Annotated in this window: 19 protein-coding genes; 12 read left to right on the forward strand and 7 right to left on the reverse strand. The window is 47.1% G+C overall.

What is annotated here, in order from left to right; translation table 11 throughout:
* Positions 1 to 69 precede the first annotated feature (69 nt).
* From FC96_RS11770 to FC96_RS11785, 4 genes are all read left to right on the forward strand, one after another.
* Positions 70 to 1,911: a hypothetical protein gene (locus FC96_RS11770; RefSeq protein ID WP_056943143.1), complete on the forward strand. Its 1,842-nt coding sequence runs from the start codon at positions 70 to 72 to the stop codon at positions 1,909 to 1,911.
* Positions 1,912 to 2,212: 301 nt separating this feature from the next.
* Complete coding sequence (locus FC96_RS11775; protein WP_056943144.1) at positions 2,213 to 2,833, forward strand: helix-turn-helix domain-containing protein; 621 nt, start codon at positions 2,213 to 2,215, stop codon at positions 2,831 to 2,833.
* A gap of 152 nt (positions 2,834 to 2,985) precedes the next feature.
* Positions 2,986 to 3,243 carry a bacteriocin immunity family protein gene (locus tag FC96_RS11780; protein ID WP_055679793.1) on the forward strand — a complete coding sequence of 86 codons (258 nt, stop codon included), beginning with the start codon at positions 2,986 to 2,988 and terminating at the stop codon, positions 3,241 to 3,243.
* Positions 3,244 to 3,334: 91 nt separating this feature from the next.
* Positions 3,335 to 3,562: a hypothetical protein gene (locus FC96_RS11785; protein ID WP_056943145.1), complete on the forward strand. Its 228-nt coding sequence runs from the start codon at positions 3,335 to 3,337 to the stop codon at positions 3,560 to 3,562.
* Positions 3,563 to 4,202: 640 nt separating this feature from the next.
* Here the strand turns inward: FC96_RS11785 and FC96_RS11790 are convergent.
* The 4 genes from FC96_RS11790 to aroD all read right to left on the reverse strand — a co-directional run bounded on the left by FC96_RS11790 (position 4,203) and on the right by aroD (position 8,212).
* The gene (locus tag FC96_RS11790) at positions 4,203 to 4,706 is read right to left on the reverse strand and encodes a DUF4811 domain-containing protein (protein WP_056943146.1); all 504 of its coding nucleotides are present in this window, start codon (positions 4,704 to 4,706) and stop codon (positions 4,203 to 4,205) included.
* Complete coding sequence (locus FC96_RS11795; protein WP_056943147.1) at positions 4,703 to 6,184, reverse strand: MDR family MFS transporter; 1,482 nt, start codon at positions 6,182 to 6,184, stop codon at positions 4,703 to 4,705. The genes FC96_RS11790 and FC96_RS11795 overlap by 4 nt, the downstream gene beginning before the upstream one ends.
* 159 nt (positions 6,185 to 6,343) lie before the next feature.
* A complete protein-coding gene (gene rbsK / locus FC96_RS11800) occupies positions 6,344 to 7,276 on the reverse strand; it encodes a ribokinase (RefSeq protein WP_056943148.1) in 933 nt (310 codons plus the stop codon).
* A gap of 156 nt (positions 7,277 to 7,432) precedes the next feature.
* On the reverse strand, positions 7,433 to 8,212 hold the full coding sequence (gene aroD / locus FC96_RS11805) for a type I 3-dehydroquinate dehydratase (RefSeq protein ID WP_056943149.1): 780 nt from the start codon (positions 8,210 to 8,212) through the stop codon (positions 7,433 to 7,435).
* Between the two features lie 207 nt (positions 8,213 to 8,419).
* Between aroD and FC96_RS11810 the strand changes: the two genes are divergently transcribed.
* Positions 8,420 to 9,079, forward strand: coding sequence for an HD domain-containing protein (locus tag FC96_RS11810; RefSeq protein ID WP_056943150.1), 660 nt, complete (start codon positions 8,420 to 8,422; stop codon positions 9,077 to 9,079).
* Here the strand turns inward: FC96_RS11810 and FC96_RS11815 are convergent.
* Entirely contained in the window at positions 9,076 to 9,582 is a 507-nt protein-coding gene (locus FC96_RS11815; RefSeq protein WP_056943151.1) for a YbaK/EbsC family protein, read from the reverse strand. The genes FC96_RS11810 and FC96_RS11815 overlap by 4 nt on opposite strands.
* Positions 9,583 to 9,736: 154 nt before the next feature.
* Here FC96_RS11815 and FC96_RS11820 point away from each other — a divergent pair, with 154 nt between their 5' ends.
* The 5 genes from FC96_RS11820 (at position 9,737) to FC96_RS11840 (ending at position 15,351) form a co-directional block, all read left to right on the forward strand.
* A complete protein-coding gene (locus tag FC96_RS11820) occupies positions 9,737 to 10,465 on the forward strand; it encodes a GntR family transcriptional regulator (protein ID WP_056943152.1) in 729 nt (242 codons plus the stop codon).
* Between the two features lie 284 nt (positions 10,466 to 10,749).
* Positions 10,750 to 13,128: a phosphoketolase family protein gene (locus tag FC96_RS11825; protein WP_056943153.1), complete on the forward strand. Its 2,379-nt coding sequence runs from the start codon at positions 10,750 to 10,752 to the stop codon at positions 13,126 to 13,128.
* Positions 13,129 to 13,352: 224 nt separating this feature from the next.
* Positions 13,353 to 13,883 carry a hypothetical protein gene (locus tag FC96_RS11830; protein WP_055679789.1) on the forward strand — a complete coding sequence of 177 codons (531 nt, stop codon included), beginning with the start codon at positions 13,353 to 13,355 and terminating at the stop codon, positions 13,881 to 13,883.
* A 105-nt stretch (positions 13,884 to 13,988) separates the two neighbouring features.
* The gene (locus FC96_RS11835) at positions 13,989 to 14,621 is read left to right on the forward strand and encodes a MarR family winged helix-turn-helix transcriptional regulator (protein ID WP_056943154.1); all 633 of its coding nucleotides are present in this window, start codon (positions 13,989 to 13,991) and stop codon (positions 14,619 to 14,621) included.
* 94 nt (positions 14,622 to 14,715) lie between these two features.
* The gene (locus tag FC96_RS11840; protein WP_055679787.1) at positions 14,716 to 15,351 is read left to right on the forward strand and encodes a carbonic anhydrase family protein; all 636 of its coding nucleotides are present in this window, start codon (positions 14,716 to 14,718) and stop codon (positions 15,349 to 15,351) included.
* On the opposite strand, the gene FC96_RS11845 is transcribed toward FC96_RS11840, so the two are convergent.
* Both FC96_RS11845 and FC96_RS11850 read right to left on the reverse strand, forming a co-directional pair.
* Positions 15,336 to 16,220, reverse strand: coding sequence for an RluA family pseudouridine synthase (locus tag FC96_RS11845; RefSeq protein WP_056943155.1), 885 nt, complete (start codon positions 16,218 to 16,220; stop codon positions 15,336 to 15,338). The two genes, FC96_RS11840 and FC96_RS11845, sit on opposite strands and share 16 nt — an antisense overlap.
* 132 nt (positions 16,221 to 16,352) lie before the next feature.
* Positions 16,353 to 16,823, reverse strand: coding sequence for a universal stress protein (locus tag FC96_RS11850; RefSeq protein ID WP_055679786.1), 471 nt, complete (start codon positions 16,821 to 16,823; stop codon positions 16,353 to 16,355).
* A 302-nt stretch (positions 16,824 to 17,125) separates the two neighbouring features.
* On the opposite strand from FC96_RS11850, the gene FC96_RS11855 reads away from it, so the two are divergent.
* Both FC96_RS11855 and FC96_RS11860 read left to right on the forward strand, forming a co-directional pair.
* Positions 17,126 to 18,136 (forward strand): lipoate--protein ligase, encoded by a 1,011-nt coding sequence (locus tag FC96_RS11855; protein WP_056943156.1) that lies wholly within the window; start codon positions 17,126 to 17,128, stop codon positions 18,134 to 18,136.
* Between the two features lie 118 nt (positions 18,137 to 18,254).
* Positions 18,255 to 19,268, forward strand: a complete 1,014-nt coding sequence (locus FC96_RS11860; protein WP_056943157.1) for a lipoate--protein ligase — start codon at positions 18,255 to 18,257, stop codon at positions 19,266 to 19,268.
* Positions 19,269 to 19,305: the final 37 nt, after the last annotated feature.

Genomic DNA, 19,305 nt, shown 5'->3' on the forward strand with positions numbered 1-19,305 from the left:
TCGTCTGGTGTCGCACTCTTTAGTACGGTATACTTAACTCAAGTTACGCGAATTGAAAGGGGTACCGCCATGTTTAGTTATTTTGCCTTAATTACGCTGGTTCAACTATCCGGACTATTGATTCCGTTTATCTGGTTCTTGATCAGCGCTACCAACCGTTGGCGTGTCTGGGGAACAGTGGCCGTTGTGGTCCTGTTCATTGCCAGTTTCGTTAATAACTATTTCGTTCTTCCTGATTTAGCCTATCCATCATTGATTGATGGTTGGATTATGTGGCTTATCGGCGGCTTGATTGTGGTAGTGGTCCTGCGCCGGTTTGTCTTTCGGGTCGGGCGTAATGCGCAACCGGTTACTCGGGAGACCGACAACTGGCTGACGCAGTGGTTCACGCGAATTGGGGTGTCGTTTGGCTGGCTCGGTCGGGTTGCTGGCGCTGCCGTTTTAGCCGTTGTGCTATTTGTTATTCTTGGCAGTGTCTCTGCCATCATTACGCAAATGAACCCGAAGCCGGCCGTTCAGTCCATTAAAACGGATATGAATAATACCACTAAAAATGCGCCGATGCCGGTGATTAAAGACAGCGCGGAAACGCCGGTCGTTAATGCGCCACAGACGGTTTCAACAGATATGAATAACTCACTAAACAGCTTTAAGAATTCTAACGTGTACGATTTGAACCACATGCGGGTTCAAATGTATCAGGGCAAAATGGTGTATGTTGCACCCGTAGAGTTCTCAGGAGGCTTTTGGCGCTACATTCACTATAAGCAAGTGCCAGGCTATTTTATGACGAACGCAACCGAAAAGAATGCGGATCCGAAATTTATTAAAAAGCCGATGAAATACACGCCAAGTGCTTATTTCAATAACGATGCTGATCGCCGAATCAGTGCCCATAGTTTAGGCTACACCATGGTCGGTGATACCGCTCAACTGGAAGTCGACGATAAGGGGACCCCTTACTACGTTCGGACGCTGGTAAAGCCGATTTCGTACTTTAACCGGAACTACGACTACACCCACTATAAAGTGGCCGTTCTCAACACGATCACGGGGAAAGTTAATGTGTACTCGCCAAATGACGTCCCAAGTTTTGTCGATATCACGGTGACCCCTGAATTGGTTGCTAAGGAAGTCACGATGTTTGGAAAATACCGTCATGGTTTCTGGAACGCGACCAGCTTCGGTGGGCATACCGATGTGATGAAACCAACGCAAGCCGGAACTGAAGGCGGCGACAAGTTGACCCCTTACGCTTACAAAGGGCGAATTTACTACTTTACTGGCATGACAAGTGTTAACAGTCACCAGAGTTCAATTCTGGGTTACACGTTCGTTGATGCGCGGACCAACACGTTGCATTACTACCGTGAACAAGGAAACGTGATGACGCCTGAGCGGGCAATTTCATACGCGCAACAGGATATTAACCCCCAAAACTACAAGGGGACGCTACCGTTGCTGTACCGGATTAACGGGGATCCAACGTGGGTTGTTTCTATGCTTGACCGGGACAATAACTCCTTTATGAAGTACGTGTACTTGAAAGCGGATGGAAACAACCAGAGTGGCACCTACGCCGTTGGTGACGACGCACAAAGTACGCTAGCTTTGTTTGAACAACGACTCGGGGCGAAAACTGGAATGAGCACCGGAAAAGTCGGTGAGAAGACGATCTCGGGAACTATTCAACGGGTGGCTAAACCTGATGACAAGACGATTTTGTTCATACTGAAAAATGACAGTCACGTCTATGCTTTAGATACGAGCAGTAAGGACTTCAAGCCAACTGAGCAGTTCTTGCAAGCGGGCGATAAGGTGAGTTTCAAGGCTACGGCAACCGCCTCTGACACAGCGGAGGCCAGCGTCAGCCTGTCGACCTTTAAAAATGATTCGTTAAAAGTTAAATAGGTGATAGCTTTTTGGCGTTACAGTGTTGGCCGACACTGTAACGCTATTTTTGTTGGATTGGAGACGAGGGTGGCAGAGAGGGTGCTTAGGTTTTTCCTAGTGCGCTATTCATAATGTGTGACTCAGTTTATGGAGTCTCTGTCTTTGAAACGAAGCCTCGTGTTAGCTTCGTTTCAAAGATAGAGACTGTTATAGTAGTATTAAGAGCTAACGACGATCTGTAGAATGAAAAATAAAATGGGGATATTTGAAATTTTAACAGGTGGTTGGGAATATAAGTTCAATTTTAGGGGGGATTCAAGTGACAATTGGGGAAAAACTAAAAAAATGTCGAGCCAATACTGCGTTTACGCAGGCCGACATAGCTGAAAAATTACATCTATCGAGGAAAACAATTTCTGGCTGGGAAACGGGACGCAACTACCCGGATATCGGGAGTCTCATTAAGCTGAGCGAAATCTATAAAGTTTCGCTAGAAGACTTGGTTCGTGACGAGCGCATGTTGGAACACTTCGATGAACAAAAAAAGTCACGCGGGCGTGAAAGTAGTATATTGAAAATTTCGTATTGGATTAACGTTGTGTTCTTGATGTTAGAAATCATTGAGGTAATGCGGATAAACGGATTTCATTTCACCCTTATTCCCTTGATATTAACGATTAATCTTATTGTATTTTTGAGTCACTTTGACGGGTGGAATAGGTTCAAAAGTACGTTTTACGTTGTTAAGGTCTTGCTTGTGCTCACGGCGGTATTTATAGTGGCTTCTGTTGTTAGTGTATTGAATCCAGATGTCGTGAGCGCTTTAGCAATCCAAGATGCGTCGGCTGTAAGTGGCGTGATGCTTGCTAGGATGGTCTCTGCAATGCTTCTAACAATTAGCATAGTAGTGGTTATTTTCTTCAGAAACCCCCGTGAATAAAGGGGTCTTCGATACGTAGCTTGCTTACGCTTCGATTTTATTTGATGCTTAGCACAAGTGGCGGTTGGATTTTCCGGCAAGCACAAGTAAATCAGGAGGTAATCACTATGTATCGGAAAAAGGTTGAGACTCAATAAATCCGTCTTCTTAGTATGATCAATGACTTATTAGGTCAAAATTTAAACCCTGAAGAGCGCATCATTTTAACAGCTGCTAAGAAAAGACTTGAAAGATCAGCATATTTACCATCAGTTGTAGGGAATCTGAGAGCGGAACTAACGCCGTTGGCCATCAAAAGGGCGCTTTCTAAGGACGTTGGTCACCTATACTTAATGATTAATAATGATGAATTTTCTCATAGAGGATTCGGCGGTGGATTGGCCTTTATATTTGCAGGAATGTTTAGGTAAATGTTGCGTTTCTCTTCAAGGCGCCATGCTCTGGGTGGGAGTAGCAGCTGGAGCAATTTCACTTGCATTCTTTTAAGGTGGGAAAATTTCTATGTGGTTAAAAATTGGCAAAACAATATTAGTTGACACGTTGATGATGACCCTATTCTTGGTCGTGATAATGCTATTGTTCAAAGGGCCAATCGATTACGTTGTGATAGGTCAATATAAGATTAAATCGTACGTTGTGACGCTATTACAGGTGATCCCGGGGACGCTAATATTTTTTACGTTACTTGAACTTGGATCCACCTGGTGGCAAAAAAGAAACAAAAAATAACTTCTTCGAACGGGTTGCAAAGCATGTCACGTATTTTCACTTATGCTAATTAGTAGCCTGTAAATACATGTGGGCAAAGTGCTCGTATTGCAGTAACCGAATTCTTTGTCAGGGGGGCGAAACGGCTTGAAAACTAAGCAACATCAGCTTAAATTTCAAATGATTCTTTGCGCAATTTGCCTATGTACTAACTATTTCCAGCATACTTGTTAGGTACGTGTCGATAGATTGGTCAGCTGTTACTGGGTGTGTCGCAATAATAATTGGTGTTATCTGGTGGCTTCAACCGAATCACAGAGATGCCTATGCATACTTGATGATAGCTGCATCTGCGTTTGGCGTTTACTTTTTGGGAATGCTGTCTTCTACACCTATTGAGGAACTTCGGCGGCCATTGTCAGCTTTCGGAATGTTGATATTCGCAGTCTTGATGTCATTATTGTTATACCAAGTCAATGAACTTGATAAATAAAGCGCCCATCCGTAGCATCATCATAAATCTGAACAGTGTTATACACGGCGCAAGAAAGCCAGACCCCGATGAAAGGTCTGGCTTAAGGTGCCAAATGCCACCATTTGTTGATGACAGCGGATGAGTGAAGTGAATCGTGATTTAAAACGGCAGTCGCATAATGACGGCCTACTTTAACTTCGAAGCTGAAATAACGCGCCAGGTTGTGGGAATGACAAAGTTGTACTTGCGGCTAGCCACTTGGCCTTCCTCGTTTGTTAGGTTAAATAGCCAACGGTACAGGGCGTTATTAAACCGCCATTTTTTGGTGGTGAGCGTGACTTGACTACGGCTGCCACGATCGATCGTCGTGGTTGTGTGCGCTACGGGGGTGCGCTTAACGGCATTATTACTCGACCGGTAGACCACAATTTTTTCGGTGCCGTTACCGAGGGGTTGTTCAGCAATTGTTGCGGGACCACTTGCTGTCAGTGACTTGAGCCGAACGGTTGTGGTGCTGGCCTGTTGGTGCATGCCCACGTGGCTCAGGTCGTTACTCATCGTTAAGCCAATGAGTGCAATGAGGGCAAAGCCGACAATGATGACACCAAGGTTGCGTCCCGTCCCAGCTGGGGTAAAAATAGCAATCCCTGAGAAGACAAGCACGAGAATAACAAGAATCAGGATAATCATGCGGCTTCGTCCTCCTTTACATGGTATGGCCGATCTTTCAAGAAAAAGGCGAGGCCAAAACCGATAAGCGCAAACAGCGTCGCAGCTGCAAAGGCCATTCGATATCCGAAAATGTTTGCATTAAGTGCCTGAAGACCGTATTTAACCGGTTCAGCGACTTTTAAACTCGCACTTGGGAGGTTGGAAGCCGTCACGTTGGACATAATGGAAATCATGACGGCTGTTCCCATCGACGAGACAACTTGACGCATGGTGTTATTGACCGAAGTCCCATCGCCCAGTAACCGGAGTGGTAACGCGTTAATTCCGGTTGTGGTCACGGGCATGTTGACCATGGTGACCCCAAACATCCGAATGGCATACATGATGGTGATGAATAAAATCGGTGTTTTATCCGTAATGGTTAGGAAAAACATCGAACCAATGAGGAGTAAAAACATCCCGGTAATCGCCAATCGTTTGCCGCCAAGTTGATCGAAGATGCGCCCCGTAAAGGGACTCATGATTCCCATCATCACAGCGCCGGGAAGTAAAATAAGGCCAGATTGAAAGGCCGAATCACCCCGAACCGTTTGAATATACAGGGGTAGGATCATTTCGAAGCCAATCATGGACATGTTGACAATGGCAACTAAGATTGCCGACAACGTAAAGGCTGGCGACTTAAAGACCTTGAGTTGCAAGATGGGGTTACTGATCCTTAACTGGCGCACCGCAAAGAAGATGGCAATGATCAGGCCAGCAATGAGCGGTCCGTAAACGATGGGTGCGCCCCAGCTGTTATCCCCAACACTTGAAAAGGCAAATAACATCCCGCCAAAACCGGTGGTTGAGAGCAAAACAGACAGCCAGTCAACCTTAACAAAGTGCGTTTTGAGCACCTTACGCAGCGTGAACTGACCGACAATGAAGACTGTTCCGGTAATGGGCAAAATAACCAGGAACAAGGCGCGCCATGTGTGGTCTTGTAGGATCCAACCGGACAGGGTCGGACCAATGGCAGGGGCTAGCCCAATAACCAGCCCGGCCGTTCCCATGGCCGTGCCCCGCTTAGCAGGTGGGAAAATAGCGGCCATAATGGTTTGAAAGACGGGCGCCGAGATACCAACGGCTGTTGCTTGGACTAATCGACCAACCAACAAGACGGCAAAGGTAGGGGCAAAAAAACAGATTAACGTGCCGGTGAAGAAGGTCCCCATTGCGGTGAGGTACAGCCGCTTGGTGCTGAACCGTTGTAATAAAAAGGCCGCAATGGGAATCGTGATACCCATTACTAGCATGAAGCCGGTTGTTAGCCACTGAACGGTGTTAGCAGAGATGTTGAAGTCTCGCATCAGCGTCGGAAAGGCAGTGGTGAGGATGGTTGACGTCAGGAAGTTACCAAAAGTTCCGACTAGTAGGGTGAGTACCATCACCAGTCGGTTGTAAGGCTTACCGTTAGCGTCAATGGTTTGAGCTGAGTCAAGTTGATCAGCCATGTCGATCACTTCTTTTCTAATGAATTCACAGTAAACTAGTATAGCATTTTAACGGGTCCGACGCGACGCCAATGGTTGACAATATCAACGAATGGCACCTAAAAAAAGCGCTCATGTCTGCAATGACGCAGGCGTGAGCGCTTGATAACGTGATTAAGATTACTTGTCAGCGGCTTCGGCTGTTTGGATCTCGGCCAACGTCGGGATGGAAGGATGAGCGCCCAACCGTTGAACCGTGATTGAAGAAGCCCGGTTAGCGAACCGGATTGCGGCTGCCATGTTACTAAAGTCGGGGTTGAGTTGGGAACTTAAGGCGCCGATAAACGTGTCACCAGCGGCAGTTGTATCCACAGCTTTCACCCGGAAAGCATCAACGAAACCGTAGTTGTCATCATTGACGTGGTAGAAGGCCCCTTTGGCCCCCACCGTGATGATGACGCACTTGGCCCCCGAAGCGTGAAGCTTATTAGCGGCTTCAATCATGGAAGCTTCGTCAGTGACTTCAACACCAGTCAACGTTTGAGCTTCCGTTTCGTTAGGTGAAATAATGTCGCTAACGGCTAACAGCTCTGCAGAAATTTTTTCTGGCGCTGGGGCCGTGTTGAGAATGGTCATGACATTGTGCTTCTTAGCCAGCTTAAAAGCAGCTTCGGCTGTTTCAACGGGCGTTTCGAATTGGGTGATAATGAAGTCACTGTTGGCAATGGTGTCTTCAGCAGCTTTAACATCATCAACGGTCAGTTGTTGGTTAGCACCACCGTAAACTAAGATGGAGTTTTGACCATTATCGTCCAGTAAGATGAAGGCTTGGCCAGTCTTGGCATCCTTCGTTACCGAAATTTGATCAACGTTGACGTTTGAATCCGTCAGCGAATTGATCATAAACCGGCCGTTTTCGTCGTCGCCAACTTTACCGATAAAAGCGGTCTCGGCGCCAGCTCGACCGGCGGCAATGCCTTGGTTGGCGCCCTTGCCGCCACCGGCAAAGGTTTGGTCGTGCATGGATAGCGTTTCCCCTGGCTTAGGCAGGCGTGGGATAGTAAGAATGGTGTCGACGTTTAAGCTCCCAATAACAGTTACGCGATTGGTCATAATGAAAGTCCCTCGTTTCGATAAGGTTATAATTTTAAGTTAAGTAAAACGTTTTACGTATTCAACACAAAGTAATATAACAGAAAATGTAAGCCATTTCAAGCGATGATGTGAAAGAAGTTCAATTTGATCGGTTTCCCGGACGCACTGCAATGGTTAGCTGACGGTATTTAAGTGGGGTAATCCAGGGGTTAAAATGTCGAGAATTTTTTTAGTCTGTTCCACCGTTAGCTGACCAGGCGCTGAGCTGTGGCGAACCGTCGCAAACGTCATAACACTACCAAAGGTTGCGCCCGTAACCCGGGTAACGGCACCTAGGTCGCCCATGGCCATGGAGATAATCGGCTGTGTCAGCTGATCTGCGACGGCGTGCGTTGCGGTCATTAAGTTGAGCACGTCGTCGTTTGATTGAGGCATGACCGCTAATTTAACGAAGCTACCGTGACAGGTCGCCATGGCGGTCAATAAATCAGTCATCTTAGGTAACGTTGGTGTTTGGTCAAAGTAGTGTTGACTGATGATAGTGGCGACGTTGTTGGCCGTTGCCAGCGCAATTAGATGCGTTATCGTGCTCTTGGCTCGGTGCCATTCTAAGTCAATTGCGGCGATCGAACTATTAGCGATGAGTTGGGTGTAGAGGGTCTGATAATCACTGTCTGAAATTTGCCGCTTGCCACCTTGAGTTCGGTCGCGCAAGGTGACAATAAGGGGCAATTCACCGAGAAGGGTCACGAGCCGGTTAGCCGTCGCACAGATGGCTTCGGTATCCTCTAGGTTGTTGAGGTAGTCTAAGCGCCATTCGACAACGTCAGCGGCAGTTGAAACAATTTCGCCGGCCTGGGCAATGACGGTGGTGACGTCACTACCAGTGATGGGAACGCAGATCTTGGGCGTGCCAGTTCCGAGCGATAAATGTTTAAGGTTGGTCGGTTTCATGATCAGGGTTATCTCCTTTTGTCTAATCTTTTTATCATTATTGAACGATAGCATGTTGTGTTCAAGAATACAAGTGCGTGGCCTTCAACCCGAAATTCGCGATTTCAGCAAATATGTGGTAAAACAAAGCATTGAAGAACTTTCATGGACTTTTAATCTTAATCGGGTATTCTATTTCAACAACGATATTTGGAAAGGTGACTCAACTTGGAAACGACCGAACAATTAGCTTTAATTCAGGATTATACCGTTCAACAACTATCGGGGGATAAATCCGGCCATGGGTTGGACCATATTCACCGGGTTGTGACGAACGTGAAAATGTTACTGGCAGACGAACCCTCAGCCAGTTATTTGATAACCCTTACCGCTGCGTATTTACACGACGTTATCGATGATAAATTAGTGTCAGACGTTGAGGCCGCACGGCAAGGTGTGATTGAATTACTGACGCAAGCAGCCTTTTCGCAACCCCAGATCAACACGGTGATGTTGATTATTGATAATATGTCATTTAGCAAGAGTCTGACGACAGATCGTCAGCCACTTCCCATTGAAGGCCTGATTGTTCAGGATGCGGACCGGCTGGATGCCATTGGTGCCATTGGTATCGCGCGGGCTATTTACTACGGTGGCAAGCACGGCGAAAAAATTTATGATCCCACTGTTAAGCCACGGACGTCCATGACGAAGGCGGAATACCGGAATCTAGCGAACGAAACCATTATCAACCACTTTTACGAAAAGCTGTTTAAGCTGGCCGACCAGATGAATACGCCGGCGGCTAAGCGCATTGCGCAGGCTCGCCAAAAGGTGATGAGTCAGTTTGTCAACGACTTTAAGTCCGAATGGAACGGGATGGCTTAACGTTCAACTAGGTCGGTGAAGGACCCATGGACCAGCTTCGCCATGGCCGTGGCTTCAATGCGAACGGAACGGCCTATTTGACCGGAGGAAACGACGATTTTACCCTGTTCTTGGGCAATATTGTCGATGTAAATCGGGTATTTGAGCTTTTCCCAGATCCCAATGGGGGTGTTCGCACCATGTTCGTAGCCGGTGGTTTTAACCAGTTCTTTGAGGGGAACCATGCTGACCTTCTTGTTACCGGATGCCTTAGCTAACTTCTTTTCATCGAGGTGTTCGTCGACGGGAACAACGCCCACAACGGGACCGGTGGTTTTCCCGGTCAATACGAGCGTTTTATAGATTAAATGGTCGTCAGTTTCGGTTTGCGTGAGGTCCAATGTGGCAACGTCCCCATCCTCGTAGGTGGGAAAGACGAGCTGCTCGTACGGGACGTTATTTTTATCAAGGATTTGTTCAACGAGCGTCTTGTGCAAACGGGACGCTTTTTTCTTTTTTGACATGGTAGCCATCTCTTTCTTCTATGATTTGGACCAGTCCACGATAGACTTTGAATAGGACCAATTTTTTAAATAGTTCGTTTCTTTATATGCCTATGGGCGAAAATCTGTTATACTCATTTTGACTATAAAAGTTGGTTGGTTGCAAGGAGATATCATGAAAGACCTAGTTTATCGAAGAGTGCTGCATGATTTGAAGGCGCGCATCCATGACAATCAGTTTCCAAACAAACGACTACCAGATGAGCGAAGCCTGAGTGAAGCATACAACGTTAGCCGCAGTTCAATCAAGCGGGCCCTCGAGGTATTAGCGAACCAGGGCATTATTTTTAAAAAACGTGGGTCGGGCACCTTCATCAACCCACTCTATATGAAAAACCAGACGATTTTCCACTACGAGGGAACAAATCTGGGGATTACGGATAGTTTTAAGAGCGACGGCCAAACGCCCAACATTAAGTTGTTAGACTTTCAAGTTGTTCCGGCAACAGCCGAATTACAACAAGATTTATTTTTGGAATCCGGAGATTTTGTCTACGAGATCAAGCGATTGCGGCTTTTTGACGATCAGCCGTTTATGATTGAACACGGCTATATTCCGATTAAGATTGCGCCGGAACTCTCACAGAAGGTCGTTTCGGGATCGATTTTCAACTATTTGGAAGACGAGCAAAACAAAGTGGTGACTAAGTCGTTTATGACCATGCGAGCTGCTCCGTCTACCAGTGATGATCAGAAGCTATTAGGCCTGTCTGCGGTCGAACCGATTGCCATCATGGAAGGCATCTTCTTCTTGGATGACGGAACGCCGTTTGAAGTGTCAAACATGCGGTTGCGCTATGACTATTTTAACTACAATACGTTTGTAACGCTAGATGAAGAGTAACGATTGTGAAAAAAGATGACGGTGGTCATCTTTTTTTGTGTAAAATTGGCGAACGAGTGCGTGGACGATAAGCGGTTAAACTGCCATAATTTAGTTAGAACTATTTTAGCTAAAAAGACCGCTTTTATAATTGGACCGTATCAATTTTATTAAAGGTTGACTTTTTGGCTAAACGTTCTATTATGGGGGTGTAAACTCGATGGGTTAAACCACCGAGCGGCGCTTCAAGATGCAGTTGTTAGGCGTAGTTGTTGTCTTATATCAATCAAAGGAGTGTTACTCTAATGGCAGTAGATTACGATTCCAAACAATATTTAGCAGGTGTTGACACGTATTGGCGAGCCGCCAACTACTTATCAGTTGGGCAGTTATTCCTGCGCGACAATCCGTTGCTAAATCGCGACTTGACCGCTTCAGACGTTAAGATCAAGCCAATTGGGCATTGGGGAACGATCGTTTCTCAAAACTTTATTTACGCTCACCTCAACCGGGTGATTAAAAAGTATAACCTGAATATGTTTTACATTGAAGGTTCTGGTCATGGTGGTCAAGTGATGGTGTCTAATTCCTATCTTGACGGGAGTTACTCAGAGATTTATCCAAATGTCAGCCAGGACGAAGCGGGTCTCAAGAAGTTGTTTAAGCAATTTTCATTCCCTGGTGGGGTGGCTTCTCACGCTGCACCAGAAACGCCAGGTTCAATCCACGAAGGTGGTGAACTTGGTTATTCACTTTCTCACGGGACAGGGGCGATTTTAGATAACCCTGACGTCATTGCCGCCGTTGAAATTGGTGATGGGGAAGCTGAAACGGGTCCCTTGGCCGCTTCCTGGTTCTCAGACAAGTTCATTAACCCCATTAAAGACGGAGCTGTTTTGCCAATCATCAATATGAACGGGTTCAAGATCTCAAACCCAACTATTCTTTCCCGAATGTCAGATGAAGAACTGACGAATTACTTCACCGGGATGGGCTGGGACCCACTGTTTGTGGAAGTGGCTAACCCTGACGATCACGCCCCAGTTCACGTTGATATGGCCAAGACAATGGACAAAGCCATTGAAAAAATTCAAGCAATTCAAAAAAACGCTCGGGAAAACAACGACGAGACGTTGCCACACTGGCCAATGATTATTTTCCGGTCACCAAAAGGTTGGACGGGTCCTAAGGAGGACTTCAGTGGCAACCCAGTCGAAGGGTCATTCCGAGCTCACCAAGTGCCACTACCAATTTCGGCAAGCAGTATGGAACATGCTGATAAACTGGTTAGTTGGATGAAATCTTACAAACCAGAAGACTTCTTCAATCCGGATGGTACGATTAAGCAGGAAGTTCGCGACTTTGCGCCTACGGGTGATCAACGGATGGCGGTTAATCCAATTACTAATGGTGGGATTAAGCCAGAACCGCTGAAGTTGCCGGACTATAAACAATTTGCGTTGAAGATTGAACAACCTGGTGCGACTGAAGGTCAAGATATGATCGTCTGGGCCGACTGGGTTGCTGAAGTGATGCGGTTGAATCCGTCTAGTTTCCGGGCCTTTGGACCTGATGAAACCAAGTCTAACCGCTTGTACGCAGCTCTGGATCAAGGCAAACGGCAGTGGATGGAAGATATTCACGAACCCTATGATGAAAACATGGCCCACGAAGGTCGAATCTTGGATTCTCAGCTTTCCGAACACCAAGCTGAAGGATGGCTTGAAGGATATGTTTTGACAGGCCGCCACGGGTTCTTTGCCACCTATGAATCATTTGGACGGGTGGTTGATTCCATGCTGACACAGCATATGAAGTGGTTACGTAAGGCGTCAGAACAATCATGGCGTCATGATTACCCATCATTGAACTTCATTGATACGTCGACCGTCTTCCAGCAGGACCACAACGGCTACACCCACCAAGATCCTGGGATGTTGACCCATATGGCTGAAAAGAAGCCAGAGTTGATTCGCGAATACCTGCCAGGTGATGCAAACACGTTGCTGGCTGTTTCTGACGTGGCCTTTAGAAGCCGTGAAAAGATCAACTTACTGGTCACTTCTAAGCATCCACGACCACAATGGTTCTCCATAGATGAAGCAACCAACTTGGTTCACAACGGTTTAGGTTACATTGATTGGGCATCAACTGATCAAGGTCAAGAACCCGACATTGTCTTCGCTGCTGCGGGTAGCGAACCAACTTGGGAAGTCTTTGCGGCCGTTTCACTGTTGCACGATGAATTCCCAGAGATGAAGATTCGGACGATCAACGTGGTTGATATCTTGAAGTTACGCTCACCTAAGGATGACCCTCGTGGCTTAAGCGACAAGACCTTTGACCGTTACTTCACCACGGATAAGCCAGTAATCTTCGCCTTCCACGGGTATGAAGACTTGATCAAAGACATCTTCTTCGATCGTCATAACCACAACTTGCACGTGCACGGTTACCGTGAAAACGGTGATATTACCACGCCATTTGATATGCGGGTTCTTAACGAACTTGACCGGTATCACTTGGCCCAAGATGCTGTTTTGAGCATTCCAGAATACGCCGTTAAGGGTGCCTACTTCGCATCTCGAATGGATGCTAAGTTGGCCCAGCACACGGCTTACATCCGTGAAAATGGGACGGATATGCCGGAAGTGAACGATTGGAAATGGCAACCGCTGAAGTAATGAGGTTGCCGGGTTAGTAAGCGATTTAAAAGTTGCCACACCTGACGATGAAGTGCCATCCAAAAGTTAGCCAAACGCTAACTATTATGAGGCGCTTCAACGACAGGGGTGGCAATTTTTTAGTTATTTTATTAGTTAGCGTTGACATTAGCTAACTAACGGGTTACGATACCTGTTGTTAGTTAGATACAAATAAGACTAACTAACCTAAAGAAGGCGAACTAATGATGCAATATAGAGAGAGTCACTTCGAACCATTTGATGATTTTACAGCGACGTCGGCCGGTGAAGCACTGTTAACGTCGTTTAACCACGTCTTGCACCAAGCAAGTCGACCGCAAGACAAGCTGGATTGGTTGATGCTTCGAACGGGTGATGACGAAGGATTAGGGGAACTTGTTGAGATTCCGACCAACCATGATGCAATGGTGTGTTCAAGTTTTCAGAACCATGATGACCGAATCTGGACGATGCCCTACGATCAACCAGGAATGCTAATGATCGTTGACACAGCAGCCGGAACAGGTACGGATTTGATAGAGAGCCTATTAACGGTGTGCGAAGCGGTTGACGAAACCGACGACGTAGACTGGGTCATGTTACAACGCGATCAGCAGATTTGGCTGCTGGTTTTTGCCACGGCCATTAGCCCACTCAAACGGCAATTTAGAGAGCTGATGATTGCTAACGACGATTGCGAATTGGAGGCAGTGGTGAGTGTCAATGTTGTTGCTTCAGGCTTTCAAATGGATTAAACGGGTATAGTTAGTTTTATTTGACAAAAGCTAACTAATAAAGTATCATATTGTTAGTTAAAGAGTTCCAGTCCTAACTAAATAAAAATAAAAGAGGTTATCAAAATGGCATACGATTCTCAAGAGTTACTCCGACAATTTGGTCGACTCATGCGGACGTTCAAGCAACAGGGCTTTTCAGCAATGTCGAATCGTTCGCGCCAATTTTGGGCCAAACAACCGGAACGTGGCGCCTTTCGCGTCTTACATTTACTTCACAAACAAGATCAACTAACAAATTCACAGATTGTCGAGGCGTTAGATATTCGGCCAAGTTCTGTGAGTGTGATGGTTAAGAAGCTCGAAGATGACGGGTTAGTTGAGCGGCACGAGTCTCCTGACGACAAGCGGGTGAGCTTGATTTCTCTGACGGAGAAGGGCCAAGCGCTCATTACTAGTTCTCACGACTTCAAAAACGAATTTGCAGATTCGTTATTTGACGGGCTTGACGCGGCTGAACAAGAACAACTTGGGACGCTACTTGCTAAGTTGACGGACAGCCTGCAGGATAAGTTCAAGAAGTGGGACGACGGCGCCGAACGGCCAGAATTTTTTGACAACATGCCGGAACAATTCTACCGGGGGCATGGCTTTGGCCCGTGGGGTGGACATGGCCACCACGGTCATCATGGTCACCGCCCAGATTTCAGAGGTTTTGGTGGTTTTGGTTCCGATAGCGACAAGCCAAGTAAAGATTAACTTTTAATGGAAGACCCCGAGCGTCCAAATTGGTCGTTCGGGGTCTTTTTGGTATGATGAAATCAAGTTTTGAACGGAAATGGGGGTTTCATTAATGTTAAATTACCGTGAACAAGCCAGTTGGCCGAACGCCTTTGGTCAACAGCAATCGCCCATTCGGCTTTCATCAACGCTTGGGGCCAACGAAGGACCGAGCTTGCCGATCATGGTGAAACGCAGCCCGTTACTGACCACGGTCACCAATGACCAGACGACCATTAAGGTGATAGGAAACGGCACAACGCAGTTCTTTAACCGCCCAAGTGCCTTTCAACAAGTTCATTTTCACGTTCCAGCGGAGCACGTGGTTGACGGACATCAGGCTGCAATGGAAATTCACCTTGTGCATGAGACTGGTATTGGTCAAAAGACGGTGGTGGCCCTGTTCGCTGAACTGGGGGCCAACAACCAGCCACTACAGCGCCTCATCGACGCCTTCGACGCGGCTGCGGCCGTTCCAGTTAACCTGCCCCTAACGGACTGGTTACCCCAGACGCCACGCGGGTTTCACTATTTGGGCTCACTGACGACGCCACCGCTGAGCGAAGGCGTTGAATGGTTCGTGATCACAAATGTGGCCGTTACGCTGAGCCAGGACCAGTTAGATTGGTGGCAGGCGCACTTTCCGGCCAATAACCGGGCCTTGCAGCCGTTGAATGAGCGGATCGTTGAACGTTACGGAGTAAAGTAATCGGGGGTCGGGGCAGTCACCGTGATGGTTTTGAAGTCAAATGGCAGTGGGAGTACGACTTGATAACTATGCAGTAGTAAGTGGTGCGCATCATCGTGAGCGTATAGGGGGTCACCGATAATGGGGTGATCGATGGCGGCTAAGTGGACCCGGATTTGGTGCGTTCGCCCCGTTTCGAGTTGGACGGCAACCAAGGTCGCGTCAGCGGTTTCCTTAAGGACTCGGTAGTGGGTCACGGCTGCTTGGGCTTGAGGACCATTGACTAGCCGCTTCCGTTTATCCTCTGGATCACGCCCAATTGGCAGTGAGATGCGGCCATGCTCAGCTAGTCCAGTGCCGTGGACCCAAGCGCGGTAAGTACGACTGACTTCTTTTTTCTTAATTGCGGCGACTAACGGGGGAATGACAGCTGGGTTTTTGCCGACAATCAACGCCCCAGAGGTCGCCTGATCGAGCCGATGGACCATGAATGCTTGCTGATGGCGGGGGGCCAAGTAAGCCGCCACATGATTGAGCGTGCTGCCCAGTTCACCGGGTTGGTTCGGATGCGTTTTACTGCCGGCCGTTTTATTGACCACCAGCAAGTTGTCGTCCTCATAACAGATTCTGACAGTGGCAGCACTATCGGGAGTTATCCGGCTTTCGGGTAATCGAAAATCGGCCCTGACAAACGTCAAAGCGACCGTGTCACCGGCTTTAACCGTGAAGTTAACGGGAAGGTACTGGTCATTAACCAGGACCCGCTGCCCCCGTTTAAGGCTGTAAATCAGATGTTTGGGCAGCTGCCAATCCGTGGCTAACAGTTGTCGTAGGGGCTTTGTTACAAAATCAGCCGGTAACGTTTTGGTAAGGGACCACTCAGTAAACATGTTAAAACCTCCAATCGAGTAGCTGGCCGAATAGTAAAAGCGGCGGTGCCAGATGATTAAGTCATCCAGGAACCGTCGCTTTTTGAATCAGTAAGAGTCAGCCAAGGGGCGGACTCAGATTGAGTTAAATCATTATGATTTGCCTAACTTCGCAAGGGCAGCGGGTTTAACGATCAAAACATCGCAACTGGCTGAGCGGCTCACGTAATTGGTCACTGAACCGACCATTAACCGTTCAACGGCCGTTAATCCAGTTGAACCGATAACGATTAATTGAGTCCCATGATCAGCCGGAAATTCCCGAGCAATAACGGGTTTTGGATTGCCGAAACGAACGTGGATATCGACGGATTTAACGCCGGCATCAATGGCTCGTTGCTTCAATTCATTCAGCCGTGATTGAACATCTTCTGATAACTTGTAAATGACGTCGCCACTAACGGCGCCACCGTAAGTGTCACTAAATTGATTGACTTCAAGCACGTTAAGGATGTCCAAGTGAGTATCGTTTAACTTAGCGACTTCAATCGCCTTGTCGAGAACCGGTTGGGTAGCCTTGGACCCGTCAACGGGTGCGAGAATGTTTTGGTATTGTTGGTTCATATGCGCCACTTCCTCACAATTCATTTATCTTTATTAGATGAAACGTTTGTAAGCACCCCGTGGTTTTCAAAAAGACGTTAACCACTTGTACTTCCACTACTAGTTTACCATAAACCAGGAAAATGCTTTAGGAAAATGCGAAAGTTAACCCGGGGATTTTTGAGAAAATGTGAATATTGACACAAATATGGGGGCTTTGACCGCTTTCAGAGTGGCTAGCAACAACTTGAAATAAAGCGGTTTCTTTTTGGCCTGAAAGGTGCCAAAATGTAAGTAAATTTTGCTAAGAAGGAAGTGCCGCCATGTATTATCACAATATGGAATCACGAGATATCGGAGTCAACTTAGCAACGGAACAGTATCTGATGAACGCCAAAAATTTTGATGAGCCATTGCTGTTGTTTTATTATCAGGATCCCTGCATCATTGTGGGCCGGAATCAAAATACACTGGAGGAAATCAATCAGGACTATGTCACCGACCACCACATTGCGGTCACTCGCCGGCTATCCGGTGGCGGGGCGGTCTTTGATGATTTGGGGAACTTGTCGTTCAGCTTTGTGGTGGATCGAAATGACGACCGGTTTGGTGACTTTAAGGCCTTTACAGCACCAATTGTGACGGCTTTAAAGGACATGGGCGCGACCGGGGTAACCGTTTCGGGTCGAAATGACATTTTGGTCGATGGTAAGAAGTTTTCTGGTAACGCCATGTACGTGAAGGATGACAAAATGTTCTCTCACGGGACGCTGATGCTTGATGTCGACCAATCCGTTGTCGCCCATGCTCTGAACGTGCCAGCTGATAAGATGGCGTCTAAGGGAATCAAGTCGGTTCGGTCGCGAGTGACGAATCTCAAGCCGTACTTAGACTCGCAATACCAGTCGTTAACCGTGCCGGAATTTCGCGATCTTTTGATTAAAAAGGTCTTTGGGGTCAGCGACTTGGCGGCTATTCAGGATAAACAGTATCGACTAACAGAGAAGGATCGGATGGCCATTCAAGACCTCGTTGATCAGTATTATCACAATTGGGACTGGGTTTATGGCAAGTCACCGGAGTTCACGGTGAAAAGACGGCAACATTTCCCATTTGGCACCATCGATGCCCGGTTACTTGTTAAAAACGGCCGGTTGACGCACGTGACTTTTTTCGGGGATTTTTTTGGTGAAAAGGACGCGAACGATTTGGCTGAGCGGTTAGTGGGAACCCGCTACGAGGCCCTTAGCCTTGAAAAAGTGTTGAAAACGGTGAACGTGAACGATTATTTTTCGGGAATGGATCAGGCGCGGCTTGTGCAATTTTTATTATAAGGCTATTAAACGGGACTTTTTCTTTCACGACCCCCTGTAACCGTTTTCAGAAATGTGATAGACTGATAGTGGTTATTGGAAGATAGATTGGTTATGACATTTGAAGGGAGTTTGGACCATGCGCTACGTCTCAATGAAAGCTCATGATATTGGCCGTAACTTAGCCACAGAACAGTATTTGATGAACAATAAGGATTTCGGGGAACCGTTACTTTTGTTTTACTACGAAACGCCGTGCATCATTGTTGGTCGAAATCAAAATACGCTAGAAGAGATCAACCAAAAATACGTAGATGAACATCACATCACGGTCACTCGTCGGTTATCGGGTGGCGGTGCGGTTTACCAAGACCTTGGCAACCTGTGCTTTAGCTTTGTGTTGGACTCTGATTCTGAAGAATTTGGGGACTTTAAGTCCTTCGTTCAACCTATCGTCGACGCGCTGCACCAAATGGGCGCCAAGTCAGTGGAAGTATCCGGCCGGAATGACATCTTGGTTGATGGCAAGAAGTTCTCAGGTAATGCAATGTATACCAAGAACGGCAAGACTTTCTCCCACGGGACGCTAATGCTGGATGTGGATCAAGACGTGATTGCCAACGCCTTAAACGTTCCGGAAGATAAGATCAAGTCAAAAGGCATCAAGTCGGTTCGCTCTCGAGTAGCTAACCTCAAGCCATACTTGGCACCAGAATACCAAAACATTACGGTACCTGAGTTCCGTGATATTTTACTGAAGGAGTTATTTCACGTTGATAGCCTTGACGAAATCAAGGATAAGGAATACGTGGTCACGCCTGATGAACAAACAGAAATTGATAAAATTTACGAGGATTATTACAACAACTGGGACTGGGTTTACGGCAACTCGCCCGAGTTTACCGTCAAGAAACGGCAACATTTTGATGCCGGCACGATCGACGCGCGGTTCCTAGTGGATCAGGGTAAGATCAAGTCAGTCACGTTTTATGGCGACTTCTTCGGACCAAAGGACGCAACGGAAATCGCGGACTTGCTGCAAGGCGTTCGTTACGATAAAAAAAGCGTTACAGAAGCCCTAGCAGAGGTGGATACAAATCAGTACTTTATGGGAATTCCTAAGGAGCAGTTGGTGGCGTTGTGGACGGAGTAAAAGAGTGCGGAACAAGACGGGTTGATTGCGGAGTGTA

Origin of the sequence: Secundilactobacillus kimchicus JCM 15530 (genome assembly GCF_001433995.1) — a bacterium.
Taxonomy (GTDB): Bacteria; Bacillota; Bacilli; order Lactobacillales; family Lactobacillaceae; genus Secundilactobacillus; species Secundilactobacillus kimchicus.